Origin of the sequence: Streptacidiphilus sp. MAP12-20, from assembly GCF_041262525.1 — a bacterium.
GTDB lineage: Bacteria > Actinomycetota > Actinomycetes > Streptomycetales > Streptomycetaceae > Streptacidiphilus.
Genome location: NZ_JBGCCK010000002.1, coordinates 408754 through 427908, shown reverse-complemented (window position 1 = coordinate 427908; position 19155 = coordinate 408754). Strand labels below are relative to the sequence as shown.

14 protein-coding genes are annotated in these 19155 nt (G+C 73.2%); 7 read left to right on the top strand and 7 right to left on the bottom strand.

Annotated elements, in window-relative coordinates; all coding sequences use genetic code 11:
* Positions 1 to 52 precede the first annotated feature (52 nt).
* Positions 53 to 1291: an ATP-grasp domain-containing protein gene (locus ABIA32_RS04150; RefSeq protein WP_370092401.1), complete on the bottom strand. Its 1239-nt coding sequence runs from the start codon at positions 1289 to 1291 to the stop codon at positions 53 to 55.
* A 390-nt stretch (positions 1292 to 1681) separates the two neighbouring features.
* Between ABIA32_RS04150 and ABIA32_RS04145 the strand changes: the two genes are divergently transcribed.
* The 7 genes from ABIA32_RS04145 to ABIA32_RS04115 are packed head-to-tail and all read left to right on the top strand — an operon-like array spanning position 1682 to position 9492.
* Complete coding sequence (locus tag ABIA32_RS04145; RefSeq protein WP_370092400.1) at positions 1682 to 2467, top strand: glycosyltransferase family 2 protein; 786 nt, start codon at positions 1682 to 1684, stop codon at positions 2465 to 2467.
* Positions 2460 to 3722: a hypothetical protein gene (locus ABIA32_RS04140; protein ID WP_370092399.1), complete on the top strand. Its 1263-nt coding sequence runs from the start codon at positions 2460 to 2462 to the stop codon at positions 3720 to 3722. The genes ABIA32_RS04145 and ABIA32_RS04140 overlap by 8 nt, the downstream gene beginning before the upstream one ends.
* Positions 3719 to 4177, top strand: coding sequence for a hypothetical protein (locus tag ABIA32_RS04135; RefSeq protein WP_370092398.1), 459 nt, complete (start codon positions 3719 to 3721; stop codon positions 4175 to 4177). Before ABIA32_RS04140 ends, ABIA32_RS04135 begins: the two co-directional genes overlap by 4 nt.
* Positions 4174 to 5166: a glycosyltransferase family 2 protein gene (locus ABIA32_RS04130; RefSeq protein WP_370092397.1), complete on the top strand. Its 993-nt coding sequence runs from the start codon at positions 4174 to 4176 to the stop codon at positions 5164 to 5166. The genes ABIA32_RS04135 and ABIA32_RS04130 overlap by 4 nt, the downstream gene beginning before the upstream one ends.
* Positions 5166 to 6056 (top strand): polysaccharide deacetylase family protein, encoded by an 891-nt coding sequence (locus ABIA32_RS04125; RefSeq protein WP_370092396.1) that lies wholly within the window; start codon positions 5166 to 5168, stop codon positions 6054 to 6056. Before ABIA32_RS04130 ends, ABIA32_RS04125 begins: the two co-directional genes overlap by 1 nt.
* Entirely contained in the window at positions 6053 to 7417 is a 1365-nt protein-coding gene (locus ABIA32_RS04120) for a lipopolysaccharide biosynthesis protein (RefSeq protein ID WP_370092395.1), read from the top strand. Before ABIA32_RS04125 ends, ABIA32_RS04120 begins: the two co-directional genes overlap by 4 nt.
* A gap of 8 nt (positions 7418 to 7425) precedes the next feature.
* The gene (locus tag ABIA32_RS04115; RefSeq protein ID WP_370092394.1) at positions 7426 to 9492 is read left to right on the top strand and encodes a hypothetical protein; all 2067 of its coding nucleotides are present in this window, start codon (positions 7426 to 7428) and stop codon (positions 9490 to 9492) included.
* Between the two features lie 17 nt (positions 9493 to 9509).
* On the opposite strand, the gene ABIA32_RS04110 is transcribed toward ABIA32_RS04115, so the two are convergent.
* The 6 genes from ABIA32_RS04110 to cobN form a co-directional block, all read right to left on the bottom strand.
* A complete protein-coding gene (locus tag ABIA32_RS04110) occupies positions 9510 to 10886 on the bottom strand; it encodes a xylan 1,4-beta-xylosidase (RefSeq protein WP_370092393.1) in 1377 nt (458 codons plus the stop codon).
* Between the two features lie 70 nt (positions 10887 to 10956).
* On the bottom strand, positions 10957 to 11370 hold the full coding sequence (locus ABIA32_RS04105) for a YchJ family protein (protein ID WP_370092392.1): 414 nt from the start codon (positions 11368 to 11370) through the stop codon (positions 10957 to 10959).
* A gap of 5 nt (positions 11371 to 11375) precedes the next feature.
* Positions 11376 to 12764 carry a cobyrinate a,c-diamide synthase gene (locus ABIA32_RS04100; RefSeq protein WP_370092391.1) on the bottom strand — a complete coding sequence of 463 codons (1389 nt, stop codon included), beginning with the start codon at positions 12762 to 12764 and terminating at the stop codon, positions 11376 to 11378.
* Positions 12758 to 13354, bottom strand: coding sequence for a cob(I)yrinic acid a,c-diamide adenosyltransferase (gene cobO / locus ABIA32_RS04095; RefSeq protein WP_370092390.1), 597 nt, complete (start codon positions 13352 to 13354; stop codon positions 12758 to 12760). Before cobO ends, ABIA32_RS04100 begins: the two co-directional genes overlap by 7 nt.
* A gap of 2 nt (positions 13355 to 13356) precedes the next feature.
* A complete protein-coding gene (locus ABIA32_RS04090) occupies positions 13357 to 15387 on the bottom strand; it encodes a putative cobaltochelatase (protein WP_370092461.1) in 2031 nt (676 codons plus the stop codon).
* 53 nt (positions 15388 to 15440) lie between these two features.
* Positions 15441 to 19079 carry a cobaltochelatase subunit CobN gene (cobN, locus tag ABIA32_RS04085; RefSeq protein WP_370092460.1) on the bottom strand — a complete coding sequence of 1213 codons (3639 nt, stop codon included), beginning with the start codon at positions 19077 to 19079 and terminating at the stop codon, positions 15441 to 15443.
* Positions 19080 to 19155: the final 76 nt, after the last annotated feature.

Below are 19155 nucleotides of genomic sequence, written 5' to 3'. Positions count from 1 at the left end.
GTGGTGCGCGGGTCACGCAATCAGCGGGCGTGCCCCCTGAGATGACGGGCCGTCAAGTGTTGTGCGCCCGGCGCGTCGAAGCGACGTAGCGCAGCCCCGGGCCCACCGAGCGCGCCAGCATCACGGGGAACGGCAGCGGGTCGTCCGCCGCCCACCAGCCCAGTTCGGTCTCGGTCCAGCTGCGCCGGGGCGGCGCGGACGGCGTGCGGTAGTCCGAGCGCCGGTAGGCCAGCCGGGCCAGCAGGTCGATGTTCTCGACGACGATCCGCCGACCGTCGATCTGCGGGGCAGCCGGGATCCGCCGCCCGGTCAGATGCAGATGGAGCGCCCGGACGAGATCGACTCGGGCCTCCGTCTCGAACAGTCGGAACTGTGCGCCGATACGCGGATTGAAATCGAGGAGCTTGTAGCGACCGTCCCTGCGATCGAATCTCCAGTCGAGATCGCACACACCGGCGAATCCGATCTCCTTGCAGAAATCTGCGGACTGCTGTGCGAGTTCTTCGTTCGGAGTCGTGACCGCCATCGCCGTCATTCCCGCATGCGGCGGCCACGAACGGACTTTCACCGCCGTGAACAGAACCCGGGCGTCCTCCGTCGCACTGGTGTGCATGTGCACGATCCAGTCCTCGGCGTCCGCGCGCGGCAGATATTCCTGGAGCACCACCCCCGGCCGCTCGTCCCACGCCTCGGCCAGCGCCGCGAGCGCCTCCGCGTCGTCGATCCGGGTGGTCCCGGGGACGGCGGGGCTGGCGCGGCGGGCGAAGGGGTCGCGGTTCTTGGCCACCAGCGGGTAGACCGCGGACTTCGCGAACTCCAGTACTGCGGCCCGGCTTTCGGGGAAGACGGCGTGCGGCGTGCTGACTCCGTGGCGTCGGCAGAGTTCGTGCAGTCCCTGCTTGCTGGCCACCGCCCTGACCAGGCCGTCCGGCGTGCGCGGGAAGAGAAAGCGGCCGTCGAGCTCGCGCTGGTGCTCGGCCACCAGCACCGCAGCTTCCTCGTCGGTGGGAATGAGCAGCGCCGGGCGGCCGATCCGGTCGCCGATCCGGAGGAGTCCGGTCAACAGGCGCTCGGGCGGCTCGGTGCCGGTCGTGTGCCAGACGTGGGCGCGGCGCGTGTACCGGGAGAGGGCCGCCGGCGTGAACCGGTCCTCGGAGACGGCGTGCACCTCGATGCCCAGCCGGCCGAGTGAACGGATCGCGCCAACACCTCCGTGGTGCAATGGATAGTGGCCGAATTTGAGTACGAGAGCAGGCACGGCGGTGTCGGGCGCTAAAGGCCGATGAGCCACAAGTCCCCCCCGGGATACGGTGCCGACTCCGATCTCGGCGTCGGACCCGGAACGCAAGGTACCCCCCGACGTCTCGGCTTCACAAGGAGTGCGTGTCAGCTGTGGGGGCGCACGGGCAGCGCATCGGATACGCCGGGGCAGGCGTGCGACACCAGTGAACGCGCGTGAGCGATGAGCAGCCAACTGTTACCACTGAGAAATGACATTCCGCTTGTGAGGCTCTTGTTTTGACGTGATGTTAACTGATTGTGTCGGACCGCTTTCGCAGAGCCGCCGACGCGGATACCGTGCTGAGGATGACGGCGAGGGGAAGCCGCCAGGGGGCAAGGCCATTCTTACGCACCTTCACGGCGCGTTGCCGCGCCGTGCGGGGGGACCGAGGTGCATCCAATGGAAGCAACAGTCAGCTCCGTCGCGGGGTCGTCCACCAGGGCCGCCGCTGACGTCGTCCACGTCGCCGGCGGCTTGGTGAGTCTGGTGGTGCCGGCCAGGAACGAGGCCGCCAACATCGCCTGGGTGCTCAGCCGGATCCCGGACTGCGTCGACGAGGTGATCCTGGTCGACGGGGAGTCCAGCGACGACACGGCCGGGCGCGCCCTGGCCTGCCTGCCGTCGCTGCGCGTGGTGCCGCAGAGCGGACCAGGCAAGGGAAACGCGCTGCGCACCGGATTCCTGAACGCCAAGGGCGACTTCATCATCATGATCGATGCGGACGGCAGCATGTCGCCTCGCGAGATCCCGCGCTACGTGCACTTTCTCGAACACGGCTACGACGTCGTCAAGGGCTCCCGCTTCACCGGCGGGGGCGGCTCGCTCGACATCACCGCGCTCCGCCGCGGCGGCAACCGCGCGTTGCTGACTCTCACCAACCTGCTCTACCAGGCCTCGCTGACCGATCTCTGCTACGGCTTCGTCGGTTTCCGGCGGGAGGCGCTGGCCCGCCTGGACCTGCGCTCCTCGGGCTTCGAGATCGAGACAGAGATGGTCTGCCGGGCCCTGCTGGAGGGCCTTCGCGTGGCGGAGGTGCCGACGCTCGAACTGCCGCGCCGCACCGGGCGGTCCAATCTGCGGACCTTCCGCGACGGCCAGCGCGTGCTGCGGACCCTGCTGCGCGAGCGAGCCGCGGGAGCCACGAGCGCGAAGCCGCACCTGGTTCGGAGGACACGCCATGCCTGAGTTCACGGCCGCGGCCCGGTCGGTCTCCGACGCCGACGCCTCGGCCCTGGTCCAGCGGCTGCTCGACGCCGCCGACCGCGGCGAGGCGGCGGCGGCGTACTTCGCCGCCGCGGCCCTCGCGCAGTTGACCGCGGATCGCCTGCAGGGCGCCGGGTCGCAGCTGCTCCGGATTCCTGCCGACGCGTCGTTTCCGGTGCGTGCCGGCGTGCGCGCCGTGCGCATCGGGCACGAGCGACTGGCCCGTAGCGCGGTTCTGCTGCGGGGCCGCCTGGGCCTGGAGGACTGGCACGTGACGATCCGTGATCTCACGAACGTCCTGGCCGAGGCCGTGCTGATCAAGGACTACGACGACCGGGCCATGGCGCTCATCGCGCTGAAGGGCGCGCTCGCGCCGCTGCGCGCCGGTCTGCCGTCGGCGCCCGCGCGCTGGCTCGGCAGTGCACGACCCACGCCCTCGCCGAGTTTCGCCCGGCTCGGGTTGCGTCCGGCCGACTGCGTCGCGCTCGCGGGCCGCTTCGCGCAGGCGCATCCGGACCGGGACCGGGTCCTGTTGGTCCTGGGCGTCCGGCCGGAGGGCTGCTTTCTGGCGCCTCTGATCGCCGCGGCGCTGACCGCGCTCGACTACCGCCATGTGGTCTGCCGCAGCGTCCGCACGGACGGCGCGCTGCTGCCGGAGGAGCCGCGCCTGGTGGAGAGCGTCCGCCGGATCGGCGGCGTGGCCCTGCTGTGCGCGGGACCGCCGTCCTCGGGCGCGGCGCTGGGACGCGTGGCGGCGCGGCTGGTCTCGACGGGCTTCGCGACCGAGCGGGTGCTGCCCGTCTATCCTTCGCTCGCCCGCTCCGATGCGGCGCCGGTCCTGGCCGCACTGCGGGCGTTTCCTGCGGTGGTCCTGTCGGCGGAGGAGTGGCAGCGGGCGCGACGGAACCGAAGGGGGAGCGACGGGGACGCGTCGCCGCCAGCCGGCGCGGGAACGGGACGACCAGCGCAGCCGGTCGAAGCCGCCGAGGCCGATCCCACGTCGCAGGCGCCCGCAGGGCCGTCCTCCGCGCCGGGCTCGTCCGGAGCGCGCGTGTCCACGGCGCAGGCGCCTGCTGGGTCGTCCTCAGGGCCGGGCTCGCCCGCAGCCTCCACCCCCGCAGCGTCCACGTCAGCGGCGTCGTCCTCCGAGGCACACTCGTCTGCAGAGCCTTCGCCTGCAGGGCCCTCCTCAACGGCGCACGCGCCCACGCCGCCGCCCGCGGCGGAGCGCGGGTGAGCGCCGCCAGGCTGGGCGTCACGTCGTCCCCGTCGCCGCCCACGCCCGCCGGTGCTTCCGGCGGAGGCAGGCCGTCGGCGGGGTCGCGCGCGCAGGCGCGGTCCGTCGCGGCGCTGCTCGGGCTGGCCGCCGTGGCGACGGCGCTGAGCGCGGCGGGGGTGCGGTCGCAGCCGGTGGCCGCGCTGGCGCTGCTTTTCCTGCCGGCCGGTCCGGGCGCGGCGCTGGCCTGGGCGCTGCCCGGACGGGACCTGCCGCTGCGGCTGCTCGTCGCCCTCTTCGGCGGCCTCGCGGCCGACACGCTGATCGCGCAGGCGATGCTCTCCCTGCGCTGGTGGTCGCCGCAGCACGGCGCGCTCGCGGCCCTGCTGATCACCGTTGTGCTGCTCGCCGTCGGCTTCTTCGGTACCCGCCGCCGACCGAACGGACCCGACCGGGGGAGAACGCACCAGCCATGACCACGAAGGAACCGCTCCCGCAGCTCGCCGCGTCCGTGGTGATCTGCGTCTACACCGAGCTGCGCTGGCCGCAGCTCTGCGCGGCGATCGATTCGGCGTGCAAGCAGTCGCTCGCGCCCCTCGACGTCCTGGTCGTCGTGGACCACAACGAGCCGCTGCTGGCCCGGCTCCGGGAGCGCCACGATGGCGACCCCCTCGTCAGGGTCCTGACCAACGCCCACGGTAAGGGCCTCTCCGGCGGGCGCAACACCGGCGCGGACGCGGCCCGAGGCGAGGTCGTGGCCTTCCTCGACGACGACGCGACCGCCGAACCCGACTGGCTCGCCGTACTTGTCTCCGGCTACGCCGACCCCGCCGTGATGGGGATCGGCGGGCGCACGCTGCCAGTTTGGGCCTCGGGGCGGCGACCGGCCTGGTATCCCGAGGAGTTCGACTGGGTGCACGGCGCCAGCTATCGCGGGATGCCCGTCGGCCAGGGGCGGGTGCGCAACGTCCTGGGCGGCAATGCCTCGTTCCGCCGCAGCGCCTTCGCGATCGCGGGGGGCTTCCCCGACGGCATCGGGCGCGGTGTCGGCGGCGGAAGGGGCGCGGGCGCCGGCGGCGGCGAGGAGACCGAGCTCTGCATCAGAATCCAACAGGCCCGCCCGGACGCCGAGTTCCGCCACGACGACCGTGCGGTCATCCACCACCAGGTGACGGCCGAACGCGAGCGCTTCCGCTATCTGTGCCGCCGCAGCTGGGCCGAGGGGCTGTCCAAGGCCCGCGTCACCGAGCGGGTCGGCGCGGGCGACGGGCTCGCCACCGAGCGCGCCTACGTGCTGCGCGTGCTGCCCGCCGGCATCGCCAGGGGGCTGGGCGACACGCTGCGCGGCCGCCCGTCCGGCCTGGGCCGGGCAGGCGCGATCACCGCCGGAGCCCTGATCACGGCGGCGGGCTACGCGGCCGGCCTGCGCCGCCGACGTGCGCGGCCAGCGGCAGGGGGGTCGTGATGAAGCGAGAGAGCAGCACCACGACGAGGAGCACCGCCGTTCCCGTGCTGATGTACCACTCGGTACGCGCCGATCCTCCGCCCGCCACGCACGGGCTCTCCGTGCACCCGGACCGCTTCGCCGAACAGCTCGACCTGATCGCCGAACTCGGTCTGACGCCCGTCCCGTTCGGGGCGCTGGTCGAGCACTGGCGGTCCGGGGCGGCGCTCCCCGCCCACCCCGTGGTGCTGACCTTCGACGACGGCTACGCGGACTTCCACAGCGAGGTGCTGCCCCGGCTCGTCGAGCGGCGGCTCACGGCCAGTCTCTTCGTCACCACCGGCTGGCTCGCCGACGCCGCCCCGCGCGACCGCGCGGGTCGACCACTCGACACGACGCTCACCTGGTCGCAGCTGAAGGAGATCGAGGCGTCCGGCATCGAGACCGGCGCCCACAGTCACAGCCACGCGGCCCTCGACGCCCTCGGACCGGCCGGGCTCCGCGACGAACTCTCCCGCTCCCGCGACCTGTTGGAGGACCGGCTGGGCCGCGCCGACCAGGTCTTCTGCTACCCCTTCGGCTACTCCGACGCCCGGGTGCGCGGCGCCGTGCGGGCCGGCGGCTGGACCGGCGCCTGCGCGGTCGCCAACACCCTGGCCGAGGCGCGTCAAGGACCCTATGCTCTCGCCAGGCTGACGATCCGTCGGCGCACGGACGCGCAGACCTTCCGACAGGTGGTCCAAGGGCTCGGCGTCACCCGGCACTATCTGGCCGACCGCTCACTGACCAAGGGCTACGCCGTCGTGCGCCGCGCCCGCAAGCTGACCCACCTGCGCGAACAGTCCAACGAACAGCCCAACGAACAGAACGAGCAGCCCATCGAGCAGGCACGGAGGCAGGAACGTAGGTGACCACGACCTCCGCGCACGGCGCGGCCACGCAACCCGAGTCCCCCGGCGGCCTGCCGTCGGACGGCGGGGCGCCGCTGTTCCGCAACGGCTACGCCCTGATGCTCAACACCGTGGTCTCCGGCGCGCTCGGACTCGGCTACTGGTGGCTGGCGGCCCTCTACTACAGCAAGGGGGACATGGGCCGGGGCTCGGCCGCCATCGCCGCGATGAAACTCCTCTCGAGCCTGACCGCGCTCGGCTTCACCGGCGCGCTGGCCCGCTTCGTGCCCGTCGCCGGGAGGGCCACCGGTCGGCTGCTGGCCCGCGCCTACGGCGTCAACGCGCTCGCCTCGACGGCGATCACGCTGGTCTTTCTCGCCGGGCTGCCGCTCTGGGGGTCCCACTACGACTTCCTGCGCGGCTGGATGCGGGCGATCGGCTTCCTGGCCGCGGTGCTGGGCTGGTCCTGGCTGACCCTGCAGGACGGAGTGCTGATCGGGCTGCGGGCGGCGGTCTGGGTGCCGGTCGGCAACCTGTCCTTCTCCGTGGGCAAGGCCGTGCTGCTGGTGCTGCTGGCCGGGTCGATCCCGGCCACGGGCGTCTTCGTCTCCTGGGGCGCGGCGGTGGCCCTGTCCGTGGTGCCGATCGGGCTGCTGATCGTGCGTCGGCTGGTGCCCCGTCAGATCGCCGAGGCGGAGCCGGGCGCGACACCACCATCGGTCCGCCAGATCGGCCGGTTCCTGGCCGGTGACTACACCGGATCCGTGTTCAACCTGGTGGTCACCTATTTCGTGCCGGTGCTCGTCGCGGCCAGGGTCAGCGCGGACCAGAACGCGGTCTACTACATCATCAACACCATCGGCGGCACCCTCGACCTGCTCGCGGTCAACATGGCCGCCTCGCTCACCGTCGAGTCCGCCCGCCGTCCCGCCCTCCTTGGCGCGCATACGCGCGGCGCGCTGCTGCGCATGGCCTGGGTGACGCTGCCCTGCTTCGCCCTGCTGGGCCTGCTGGCGCCGCAGGTGCTCGACGTCTTCGGCACCGGCTATGCCGAGGCCGGGGCGCCGCTGCTGCGCTGGCTGGCCGCGGCGGGCTTCACCCGGGTCCTGATCGAGGTCTACTTCGGCACTCTGCGCGCGCGCACCCGCACCCGCCAGGTCGCCCTGCTCCAAGGGCTGATGTGCGGACTGGTGCTGGCACTGTCGCTGGTGCTGATGCCCCGGATGGGCATCGCGGGCGTCGGCGCGGCGGTGCTGGCCAGCCAGTCGGTGGTGGCACTGTGCGCGCTGCCCGGCCTGCTCAAGGTGCTGCGCGGCGTGGCCGACCCGACGCCGGCAGCGCAGCCCGCCCCGCCCGTCCCCGACGCCCCGACACTGCCCTGAGGACGCCCGTGACCGCACCTCCCGTCAGCCTCGACGCCGAGCCGGACCGGGCCGCCGGTGCGTCGCCACGCCGTCCGCGTCCGGCGACGGTCGCGCTCTGGGCCGCTGCCCTCGCCGCGCTCGTCGCCTATCTGGTGGGCATGGCGGGGGTGACCGGCGGCGACCTCGACCGCATGGGCGGGCTCGGCCTCGTCTCCGCGCTGCCGCCCGTGGCGTTGGCCGCGGCGATGGCGCTCGGCGCTCTGTTCTTCCTGGCGCTCAACGGCGCGGTCGACCGGCCGCGGCTCCAACTCTTCCTGTTGCTCGCCATCGTGCTCGCCCTGCACGGCGCGGCGGCGCTGGTCGAGCCGCTGCCGCGCTTCCCGACCGCCTGGCAGCACCTCGGCTTCGTCGACTACATCGAACGCACCGGGCACACCCTGCCGCTCTGGGACGCCCGCTTCAGCTGGCCCGGCTTCTTCGGGCTGGCGGCGCTGCTGCTGCGGGTGGGTGGGATCGACAACCCGCTGCCGGTGCTTCAGTGGAGCCAGGTCGGCTCGCAGCTCCTCTGCCTGGCCGCGCTGACCGTCCTGCTGCGTGCACTGGAGTTGCCACGGCGGGCCCGCTGGTGCGCGCTCTGGTTCTTCGTGGTGGCCTCCTGGGTCGGCCAGGACTATTTCTCCCCGCAGGCGTTCAGCTACGCGCTCTATCTCTGCTTCGTGGCGGTGTTGGTGAGCGTCTTCCGCCGGACCGGAGGACGCGCCGACGGGCCGGCCGAAGGTGACGGCAGCCGGGAGGGCAGCCCGCTCGAACGGGCGCTGCTGCTGGGCCTGTTGGTCGTGCTCTTCCTCGCGGCGGTCGCCGCACACCAGTTGACGCCGTTCGTGATGATCGCGGCCGTGGGCATGCTCTGGCTGACGCGGCGGACGACGCTGAGCTTCTGGTTCCCCGTGCTGTTGGCGGTGGTGGCGCTGGCGTGGATCAGCCTGGAGGCGGAGGGCTTCTGGTCCGGACACCTGAGCACGATCTTCGGCGGCATGGGGCAGTTGGGCGGCAACGTCAGCAGCGGCGTGGCCGGTCGGGTGAAGGGCGACCCGGCCCATCAAGCCGTCCTCTATCTGCGCGTGTTGCTGAGCGGGGGCTGGTTCGGGCTTGCGGTGTTGGGGTGGTGGCGCGGTCGGCGCGCCGGTCGCACGGCGGGGCGCGGGGACCGGGTGCTCCCGGTGCTGGCGCTCATGCCGTTCTTCACGCTGGGCATGCAGAGCTACGGCGGCGAGATCGCGCTGCGCGTCTTCCTCTTCGCGCTGCCGGGCGTGGCGGCGCTGGCGGCGCTCTTCTTCTACCCGGTGGAGGAGCGGAGACCGCGTCCGCCGTGGTGGACGGCCGCGCTGGTGACGGTCTGGGCGGTGGTCGCGGTCGCTGCGTTCGGGGTGGCTCGCTACGGCAACGAGCAGTTCGAGCGGGTCACCGGCGGCGAGGTCGCCGCGCTCGGCTGGGTCTACCAGCACGCCTCGCCGAGCGCGCGGGTGCTCTATCCCGGACCGGTCGGCAATCCGACCACCACGCCCGCCATCCCGTGGAACCAACGGGCGATGGACACCGTCGCGTACGTGGGCACCGCCGCTCCGCCCGACCCTGCGGCGGTGGACGCGTGGGAATCGGCGCTGCAGAAGGCGGGTCCGCAGAGCTATCTCGTCCTCACCCGCGCCGAGGGCGCTGACCTCACCGCCAACGACGGCTACCCCGCCGACTGGTACGCCCGCAGCCGGGCCTCACTGGACGCGGACCCTCGCCTCGTCGTCGTGGTCAGCACCCCGGACGCGGCGCTCTACCGGCTGGCGCGGGAGCCCGCCGGACGGGCCCCGCGCGACATCGGCGCGGGCCCGATCGGCCCGGTGCTGCGCTGGACCGGCTGGACCCTGGCCGAGGCCGGGCTGCTGGGCGTGCTGGTGCCGCTGCTGCTGTGGCACGAGGTGGTCCGGCTGCGGACTGGCGCGTGGGCCGGGCGTCGACGGTGGGCGTTCGGGGGACTGGCCGGAGCGCTGGTCTGCGGCTTCCTGCTGACGTTTGTGGAACGGTTCTTGACGCTGCGTTGAGTGGGGCAGCGCTGCGACTACCGGGCGAACCAGAGGATCTGGTACGGGCCGAGGCTCATCGATCGGCCGTCCACTGTGGTGCGAAGCGGCCCGCCCGTGGTGTTCACCGCCACCCCCTCGGCCGCCTGAGCGAGCACCCGCACGCGCGGGTCCGCCACCGCGACGGGCACCGGCGCCACCGAGGGCGGGAACCATCGTGCGAAGCCGCGCAGCAGTGCCAGCGGCGGCAGCGGCGCGCCCGACGCGCTCCACAGGCAGCCGGGGCAGTCGGCGGAATTCGTCTCCGGATTCCAGTAGAAGGCCGCGGACACACGGGCCTCGGCGAGCGCGATCATGCCGCTGGCGAGCACGGCGTCCCGATAGGGCTCGTTCCAGCCGGAGTTGGGCGGCTCCACGTACCACTCCGCCCACCACAGCGGCAGCGTCGTCCGGTCCCGCAGCCAGCGACTGACGGCGGTGAACTTCTCCGTCGCCGCGAACGGATCAGGGGCCGGGGCACCGTCCTTCGGCACCGTCGAGCCGTCGACCACGACGAAGTCGGCGCCCGCCTTGTGCTGCAGCCAGTAGTCGAAGGCGGTGACCACCCGCTGGTCCAGCGTGCCCCAGCGACCGCTCACCGCCGAGGCGTAGGTCTCCGAGCCGAGCGGGAAGCTGTCCATCGGGAGGTAGGGGCCGCCGACCGCGATCCCGGGGCTCACCGCCTTGATCGCCCGGTAGACCTCGTTGTAGAGCGCCGTGTACGCCGCCGCGTCCCACTGTCCGGAGCCGTTGTCGAAGAAGCCCTTGAACTCGTTCCACACGACGAAGTCGTGGACCTGCGGGTAGCGGCGCGCCACGGTCGCGGCGAGGGCGGCGAAGTCGGCGTAGTGATCGGCGGAGGGAGCCGTCTCCAGGCGCGACCAGTCGGTGCGGCCCACCGGACCGCCCTTCATCCAGTCGGGCGCGCAGCAGAGCGTGATCACCGGACGGCCGCCGCTCCGCGTGATCATCCGGATTCGCGAGTCGAGACGCGTGAAGTCGTAGACACCGGGTGAGGGCTCGGGGTTGTCCGCGCCCCAGCCCATCATGGCCTGGTCCTGGGCGAGCGGAGTCCGGGCCGACTGACTCTGGGCCGACTGACTCTGGGCGAGCAGCGCCTGGGCGGCCGCGTCCGCCGTCGGGTCGCCGTTGTCGGCGCTGTACTGGGTGTGGGTCAGGCCCCAACCGGGTGCGGTGTCCGCGGTGGTCGGGGAGGTCAGCAGGCCCTGCCCGCCGGCCGCGGAGCCGTCGCCCGACCGCAGCAGGGCCAGCAGGCAGCCCAGGGCCAGGAAGGCGGCAACGGCTACCGCCCCGTGGCGTCGGCGCTGTCCGGACCACGGGCGCGGCTCACGGGCGTGACCCCCCACGCCTTCCATGAAAGCACGCGGGAACGCCCGGCCGGGCCCGGAGTCGGACACCGGTCCCACCGGTCCGCAGCGCGCCCGATCAGTCGCGGATGTCGCCGTCGACGTAGACCCAGGCGCCGGCTTCGCGGCGGAAGCGGCTGTTCTCGTGCAGCGTGCCGGGCGTGCGGCCCTCGCGGTAGTGGGCGCGGAACTCGACCGTGCCCTCCGCGTGGAACGGGCCGCCCTCGGTGCTGCCGAGGATCTCCAGGCGCTCCCAGCGCAGCGCCGGGTCGAACTCGACGCGGGCGGGACGCGTCTCAGGGGCCCAGCTGCGCAGCAGGTACGCCTCGTCGTGCGTGGCGAACGCGGCGAAGCGCGAGCGCATCAGCTGCTCCGCCGTCCCGGCCTGGGCCGTGCCCGCGTGCAGGGGGCCGCAGCAGTCCGCGTAGGGGCGGGGACTACCGCAGGGGCAGGTGGCGGGCGGCGTGGGCTGCTGGGTGGTCTTGCGCGTCATGGTGGTCATTCTCGCGCGTGGCGCGCGGCGTGCTCGACCAGGCGGGCGGCGACGGACGGGGCCGCCGTCCAGTGCAGGTGGAGGTAGGAGGCGTGCAGGGACGGGGAGGTGAATCCCTCCGTGGTCAGCCGCCCGTCGTGGGTGCGCCAGCCCCAGGCGGGGGCGGGGCCGCTGCCCGGGGCGGTGACGGTGCGGTGGAACTCGTGGCCGGGAAGGCGCGTACCGGCCTGGGCGAGGGGGCTGTCGCTGAGCGCTACGGCCTCGCGGTAGCCGAGGGTGAGCCGCGGCGACATGCACGCCTCCGTGTCGAGGACCCCGCACATGGGCTGCCCGTCCAGCGCGCGGCAGAGGTAGAGCAGACCGGCGCACTCCGCCGAGATCGGTGCTCCGGACTGCGCGAGAGCGGTGATCTCGTCGCGGAGCGCCCGGTTCGCGGAGAGCTCGGCGGCGTAGACCTCGGGGAAGCCGCCGCCGATGACCAGCGCTGATGTTCCCTCGGGCAGCTTCTCGTCATGCAGTGGATCGAACGCCACGACCTCCGCCCCGGCGGCGGCCAGCAGCTCGGCGTTCTCCGCGTAGGAGAACGAGAACGCCGCTCCGCCCGCGAGCGCGACCACCGGCCGCGTCCCTGACGGGGCGTCCGAACCGAGAGCGGCGATCTCGTCGTGCGCGCTCCACGCGGGCTCGCTCAGGTCCGGAGCGCTGCGCGCCAGCGCCAGCACCGCGTCCAGGTCCACGCCCGCCGCGACCAGCTCGCCCATCTCGCGGACCGCCCGCAGTGCCTCCGCGTCCCGCTCGACCGCGGGCACCAGCCCCAGGTGCCGGCTCGGCGTCGCGACCGCATCGCTGCGCCGCAGCGCGCCGAGCACCGGCACGCCGCCGCCCTCCTCCAGCGCCTCCCGCAGCAGCAGCTCGTGCCGGTCGGAGGCGACCCGGTTCAGAATCACCCCGCCGATCCGCACCTGCGGATCCCAGGACGCGAATCCGTGCACGAGCGCGGCCACCGACCGGCTCTGCGAGGACGCGTCCACCACCAGCACCACCGGTGCCCGCAGCAGCTTCGCCACGTGCGCCGTCGAGGCCAGCTCGCCGCGCTGCGCCGCGCCGTCGAACAGGCCCATCACGCCCTCGACCACCGCCACGTCCGCGCCTTCCGCGGCATGGCGGAACAGCGGCGCGATCCGCTCCTGCCCGCTCATGAACGCGTCGAGATTGCGGCCGGGTCGCCCCGTCGCCAGCGCGTGGTAGCCGGGGTCGATGTAGTCCGGGCCGACCTTGTGCGGCGAGACCCGCAGCCCGCGCGCGGTCAGCGCCGCCATCAGGCCGGTGGCCACCGTCGTCTTGCCCGTGCCCGAGGCGGGCGCGGCCAGCACGACGCGCGGCACGGCTACCACTCGATGCCCCGCTGCCCCTTGCGGCCCGCGTCCATCGGGTGCTTGACCTTGGTCATCTCCGTCACCAGGTCCGCCGCAGCCACCAGCTTCTCGGGCGCGTACCGGCCGGTGATCACGACATGCTGTGAGCCAGGACGCTCGGCGAGGACCGACAGCACCTCGTCCACGTCGATCCAGCCCCAGTGCATCGGGTAGGTGAACTCGTCCAGCACGTAGAAGCGGTAGGTCTCGGCGGCCAGGTCGCGCTTGACCTGCTCCCAGCCCTCGCGCGCCGCGTCCTCGCTCTCGGCGATCTCGCGCTGCACCCAGGACCAGCCCTCGCCCATCTTGTGCCAGGCGACCGTCCCGCCCTCGTCGCTCGCGCCGAGCACCTTGAGCGCGTGCTCCTCGCCGACCTTCCACTTGGCGGACTTGACGAACTGGAACACCCCGATCGGCCAGCCCTGGTTCCAGGCGCGCAGCGCCATCCCGAACGCGGCCGTGGATTTGCCCTTCCCGGGGCCGGTGTGGACCGCGAGCACGGGCTGGGTGCGGCGCTGACGCGTGGTCAGGCCGTCGTCGGGAACGCTGGTCGGCTGTCCCTGGGGCATGGCTAGGCCGCCTCTTTCTGCATCGTCCTCACGAGGGAGGTCATGGTGTCCGCGCGGAGTTCGTCCAGCTTCACGGCCGGGGCCGAAAGGTGTGTGGCCAGCTCGGCCGCGAGCCCGAGGCGCACCGGACCGCTCTCGCAGTCCACCACGACACTCGCCGTCCCGGCCGCAGCCAGCAGCCCGGCGGCGCGCCGCGCCTCGTCCAGCGCCGTGCGCGCTCCCGTCGCCCGTCCGTCCGTCACCAGCACGACCAGGGGCCGCCGCATCGGGTCGCGCAGCCGCTCGACGCGCAGCGTCTCGTGTGCGCGCAGCAGCCCGGCCGCGAGGGGCGTCCGCCCGCCCGTGGGCAGCAGCTCCAGCCGTGCCGCGCCCGCCTCGACCGAGGAGGTCGGCGGCAGCACCAGCTCGGCGCCGCTGCCCCGGAAGGAGATCATCCCGATCTTGTCCCGGCGCTGGTAGGCGTCCATCAGCAGCGACAGCACCGCGCCCTTGACCGCCGACATCCGCTGCCGCGCCGCCATCGAGCCCGAGGCGTCCACGACGAAGAGGACGAGGTTGCCCTCGCGCCCCTCTCGCACCTGCTGCCGGAAGTCGTCCTTGCGCAACACCAAGGCCCGCCCGCTGCGCCCACGCGCGAGCTGGTGCGGCGCGGCGGCCTGCACGGTGGCGGCCAGGTGCAGCCGCTGGAGCGCGCCGTTGGGGCGGGCGGAGCGGATCGTGTGCCCGCTGTCGGTCTCCGCGCGCGAGCGGCGGCCCTGGACGCCCTGCCCGGTGCCGGGGACCTTGAACAGCCGCGTCCGGTAGGGCTGGTCGGCCGCGACCGGCGCGACCTCACGCGGCGCGGGCGCGCTCGCGGACTGCGGTGCGGGGGAGTCCGACGGTGTGTCAGCCGGGGTCGGCTCGCTGTCCGTCGCCGAGGGCAGCTCGGATTCGCCCGGCCCGTCCTGGCCGCCGCCCCCTCCGCCGTTGTCCGGACCGCTGTCGTCCGGACCGCTGTCGTCGGGGCCGTCCCCGTCTGGGTCGCCGTCCGGATCCGACTCCGACTCCGGCTCTTGGCCCGCGTGCTGCTGGAGCGTCTCGTCCAGCCTCTCCTCGTCCAGGCCAGGCGCGTCGAAGGGGTTGCGCCGCCGCCGGTGCGGCAGCGCGAGCTGCGCGGCGATCCGCACGTCCTCCGCCAGCACCTGCGTCCGCCCGTCCCACGCCGCCAGCGCGACCGCCGTCCGCGCCATCACGATGTCCGCGCGCAGCCCATCCACCTCGAACGCCGCACAGACCGCGGTGATCTGACGCAGCGCCGCATCGCCCAGCACGACCTGCGGCAGCAGCGCCCGCGCGGCGACGATCCGCGCGGCCAGCGCCCGCTCCTCGTCCTGCCAGCGCGCGGCGAAGCCGTCCGGATCGGCATCGTAGGCGAGCCGCCGCCGCACGACCTCCGCCCGCTGTTCCGGCTCGCGCGTCGCCGCGATCTCGACGGTCAGCCCGAAGCGGTCAAGGAGCTGCGGCCGCAGTTCGCCCTCCTCCGGGTTCATGGTCCCGACCAGCAGGAACCGCGCCGCGTGCCGCACGGACACGCCCTCGCGCTCCACGTACGACCGGCCCATCGCGGCCGCGTCGAGCAGCAGGTCGACCAGGTGGTCATGGAGGAGGTTCACCTCGTCGATGTAGAGCACGCCCCGGTGCGCGGCCGCGAGCAGCCCCGGCTCGTACGCCTTCACGCCCTCCGCGAGCGCGCGCTCCAGGTCCAGCGAGCCGACGATCCGGTCCTCGCTCACGCCGACCGGCAGCTCCACCAGCGAAGTGGCGCGCCGCGTCGCCGCCGCGTCGGCGGCGTGCGGGCCGTCGGGGCATTGCGGGTCCGGCGCGGCCGGGTCGCAGCCGAAGCGGCAACCGGCCACGACGCCGATCGCGGGCAGCAGCCCGGCCAGTGCCCGGACCATGGTCGACTTGGCGGTGCCCTTCTCGCCGCGCACCAGCACCCCGCCGACCTGCGGCGAGACGGCGTTCAGCAGCAGCGCGAGCCGCAGGTCGTCCATGCCCACGACCGCCGTGAAGGGGTAGCGGGCCTCTTCGGCGATGGCGATCGCGGTCACTGGTCGTCCCCTTCGAGGTCGCCTTCGAGCTCCAGATAGGTGGCGCGCAGCTGGTCCAGGGTGTCCTGGTCCGGCTCGGCCCAGAGCTTGCGGTCCGCCGCCTCCAGCAGGCGTTCGGTGATGCCGCGCAGCGCCCAGGGGTTGGACTTCCTCATGAACTCCTGGTTGGTCGGGTCGAAGACGTACTCCGCCGCCAGCTTCTCGTACATCCAGTCGTCGACCACGCCCGCCGTCGCGTCGTAGCCGAAGAGATAGTCGACCGTCGCGGCCATCTCGAACGCGCCCTTGTAGCCGTGCCGGCGCATTGCCGCCATCCAGCGCGGGTTGACCACGCGGGCCCGGAAGACGCGGTGCGTCTCCTCACCCAGCGTGCGCGTCTTGATCTGGCTCGGCACGGCGCTGTCGCCGACGTACGCCGCAGGGGACTCACCCGTCAGGTGGCGCACCATCGCCACCATGCCGCCGTGGTACTGGAAGTAGTCGTCCGCGTCGACCAGGTCGTGCTCGCGGGTGTCGACGTTCTTCGCCGCCACGGAGATCCGGCGGAACGCCTGCTCCATGTCCCCGCGCGCCGCGCGCCCGTCCAGACCCCGGCCGTAGGCGTAGCCGCCCCAGACCGCGTAGACCTCGGCCAGGTCGGCGTCCGAACGCCAGTTGCGCGCGTCGATCAGAGGCAGCAGGCCGGCACCGTACGCGCCAGGCTTCGAGCCGAAGATGCGGGCCGTCGCCCTACGCCGGTCGCCGTGCTCGGCGGCGTCCGCGTCGACGTGGGCGCGGACGTAGTTGGCGTCGGCCGGCTCGTCCAGGGCGGCCACCGCCTGCACCGCGTCGTCCAGCAGCGCGACGACGTGCGGGAAGGCGTCGCGGAAGAAGCCGGAAATGCGGACGGTCACGTCGATGCGCGGACGGCCGAGTTCTCCCGTCGGCACGATCTCGAAGCCGGTGACGCGGCGCGAGGCGTCGTCCCAGACCGGGCGGCAGCCGAGCAGGGCCAGGATCTCGGCGATGTCGTCGCCCTGCGTGCGCATGCACGACGTCCCCCAGACCGTCAGACCCACGGACTTCGGGTACGCGCCGGTGTCCTGGAGGTAGCGGTCGACGAGCGAGTCCGCGAGCGCCTGCCCGACCTCCCAACTCAGGCGCGACGGAATGGCCTTCGGGTCGACCGAGTAGAAGTTACGGCCGGTCGGCAGCACGTTGACCAGCCCGCGCGTCGGCGAACCCGACGGCCCGGCCGGGACGTAGCCGCCGCGCAGCGCGCGCAGGATGTGGTCCAACTCGTCGGTGGTGCGGGCCAGTCGGGGCACAACCTCCTCGGCCGCGAACTCCAGTACCGCGACAGCGGATTCGAGCCGCTCCCCGCCCAGCACCTCGGCGACGAGCTCGCCCGCAGCGTCGACCGCCCAGTCGCGTGCCTCCATGCCCTCGGCGAGCCGACGGCAGAGCTGCTCCAGCAGGTCCACCGCGTCCGCGCCGGTGCGTGCCGGGCCGTCCACGAGTGCGCGCAGCGCGTCCGGCACGGCTGCCAGGGCGCCCGGCTCGGCGAGCAAATCCCGCTCCACCAGCCCGAAGTGCGCCGCCAGCGCGGCCCGCAGGCCAGGCAGCGCGTCGGCCTTGCCGCCCCAGATCTGCGCCGAACGCAGCACCGCGAGCACCAGGTTGACCCGCGCCTCGTCGACGGGCCCGCCGCCCAGGATGTGCAGGCCGTCGCGGATCTGCACGTCCTTGATCTCGCACAGGTAGCCGTCGATGTGCATGACGAACGAGTCGAACGCCTCGTCGTCAGGCTGCTCGTCCACGTGCAGGTCGTGGTGCAGCTCGGCCGCCTTGACCAGCGTCCAGATCTGCGCGCGGACGGCCGGGGCCTTCGTCGGGTCCAGATCGCTGACGAGCGCGTACTCGTCCAGCAGCTGCTCCAGCTTGGCCAGGTCGCCGTAGGTGTCGGCACGCGCCATGGGCGGGACCAGGTGGTCCACGATGGTGGCGTGGCCGCGCCGCTTGGCCTGGGTGCCCTCGCCGGGGTCGTTCACGATGAACGGGTAGATCAGCGGCAGCTCGCCCAGCACCGCGTCCGGCGCGCAGCCGCGCGAGAGCCCGAGGCCCTTGCCCGGCAGCCACTCCATCGTGCCGTGCTTGCCGAGGTGGACCACGGCGTCGGCGCCGAATGAATTTTCCAGCCAGCGGTAGGCGGCCAGGTAGTGGTGCGAGGGCGGGAGGTCCGGGTCGTGGTAGATCGCGATCGGGTTCTCGCCGAAGCCGCGCGGCGGTTGGATCATCAACACGACGTTGCCGAACGCCAGCGAGGCCAGCACGATCTCGTCGCCGTCGACGTAGAGCTGACCGGGGGCCTCGCCCCAGTGCTCGCGCACGCCCTCGCGCAGCCCCGGCTCCAGCGCGTCGAACCACTGCTGGTAGTCCTTGAGCGGCACGCGCGCGGGAGCGGCCCGCAACTGCTCCTCGGTCAGCCACTCCACGTCGTGGCCGCCGGCGGCGATCAGGCGGTGGATCAGCTCGTCGCCGTTGTCGGGGTAGCCGTCGACGGCGTAGCCGGCGTTGCGCAGCGCGTCGAGCAGACGCACCGCCGAGGCCGGGGTGTCCAGGCCGACCGCGTTGCCCACGCGTGAGTGTTTGGTCGGATAGGCGGTGAAAACGATCGCAAGCTTCTTCTGATCGTTCGGCTTGTGGCGCAGCGCCGCGTGCCGGAGCGCGATCCCGGCCACGCGCCCCGCTCGCTCCTCGTCGCCGACGTAGACGGGGATGCCGTCCGCGCCGATCTCCTTGAACGAGAACGGCACGGAGATGATCCGGCCGTCGAACTCCGGGATCGCCACCTGCATCGCCGCGTCCATCGGCGAGAGCGCGGCGTCGGACTCGTCCCAGGCGGCGCGCGAGGAGGTCAGGCAGAGGCCCTGGATGACCGGGATGTCCAGCTCGGCGAGCGCGCCGATGTCCCAGCTCTCCTCCTCGCCGCCCGCCGACGCCTCGGCGGCCACCGTCCCGCCCGCCGCCAGCACCGTCGCCACGACCGCGTCACAACGCCCGAGCAGCTCGAAGAGCCCGGCGTCCGCGCCGCGCAGCGAACCGCAGAAGATCGGCAGCGCGTTGCCGCCCTTCGCCTCGATCGCCGCGCACAGCGTGTCCACGAAGGCGGTGTTCCCGGAGAGCTCGTGCGCCCGGTAGAAGAGCACGCCCACCGTCGGTTGTCCGTGCCGCAGTTCAGCGTCCCCCCGAACGCCGAACTGCGGCATGGCCTGCGGGGCCGCGAAGCTCTCGCCGGTCAGCAGCACCGTGTCGGAGAGGAACCGGGCCAGCTCGGCGAGGTTGGCCGGGCCGCCCTCGACCAGGTAGCGCAGCGCTTCCGCGACCACACCGGCCGGCGCGGTCGACATCCCCATCAGCTCGGCGTCCGGCACGGCCTCGCCGCCCAGCAGCACCGTCGGCAGCCCGGACGCGGCGATCGCCGCGAGCCCGTCCTCCCAGGCGCGCCGCCCGCCGAGCAGGCGCACGACGACCACGTCCGCGCCCGCGAGCAGGCCGGGGAGCTCCTCGGTGACATCGGTTCTGGTCGGGTTGCCGATCAGATAGTCCGCGCCCGAGGCGCGGGCGGCGAGCAGGTCCGTGTCTGCGGTCGACAGGAGCAGGACCTTCGTACCCGCCTCTGTCGTCCGCTGCTGGTCCCGGTCCTGGTCCACCCGGTCAACTCCCTTGGTC

Bases quoted from the DNA above. Each gene is read 5' to 3' on its own strand.
- ABIA32_RS04145 (WP_370092400.1), top strand. From the start codon at position 1,682: ATGGAAGCAACAGTCAGCTCCGTCGCGGGGTCGTCCACCAGGGCCGCC.
- ABIA32_RS04140 (WP_370092399.1), top strand. From the start codon at position 2,460: ATGCCTGAGTTCACGGCCGCGGCCCGGTCGGTCTCCGACGCCGACGCC.
- ABIA32_RS04130 (WP_370092397.1), top strand. From the start codon at position 4,174: ATGACCACGAAGGAACCGCTCCCGCAGCTCGCCGCGTCCGTGGTGATC.
- ABIA32_RS04125 (WP_370092396.1), top strand. From the start codon at position 5,166: ATGAAGCGAGAGAGCAGCACCACGACGAGGAGCACCGCCGTTCCCGTG.
- ABIA32_RS04110 (WP_370092393.1), bottom strand. From the start codon at position 10,886: ATGGAAGGCGTGGGGGGTCACGCCCGTGAGCCGCGCCCGTGGTCCGGA.
- ABIA32_RS04105 (WP_370092392.1), bottom strand. From the start codon at position 11,370: ATGACGCGCAAGACCACCCAGCAGCCCACGCCGCCCGCCACCTGCCCC.
- cobO (WP_370092390.1), bottom strand. From the start codon at position 13,354: ATGCCCCAGGGACAGCCGACCAGCGTTCCCGACGACGGCCTGACCACG.
- ABIA32_RS04090 (WP_370092461.1), bottom strand. From the start codon at position 15,387: ATGGACGACCTGCGGCTCGCGCTGCTGCTGAACGCCGTCTCGCCGCAG.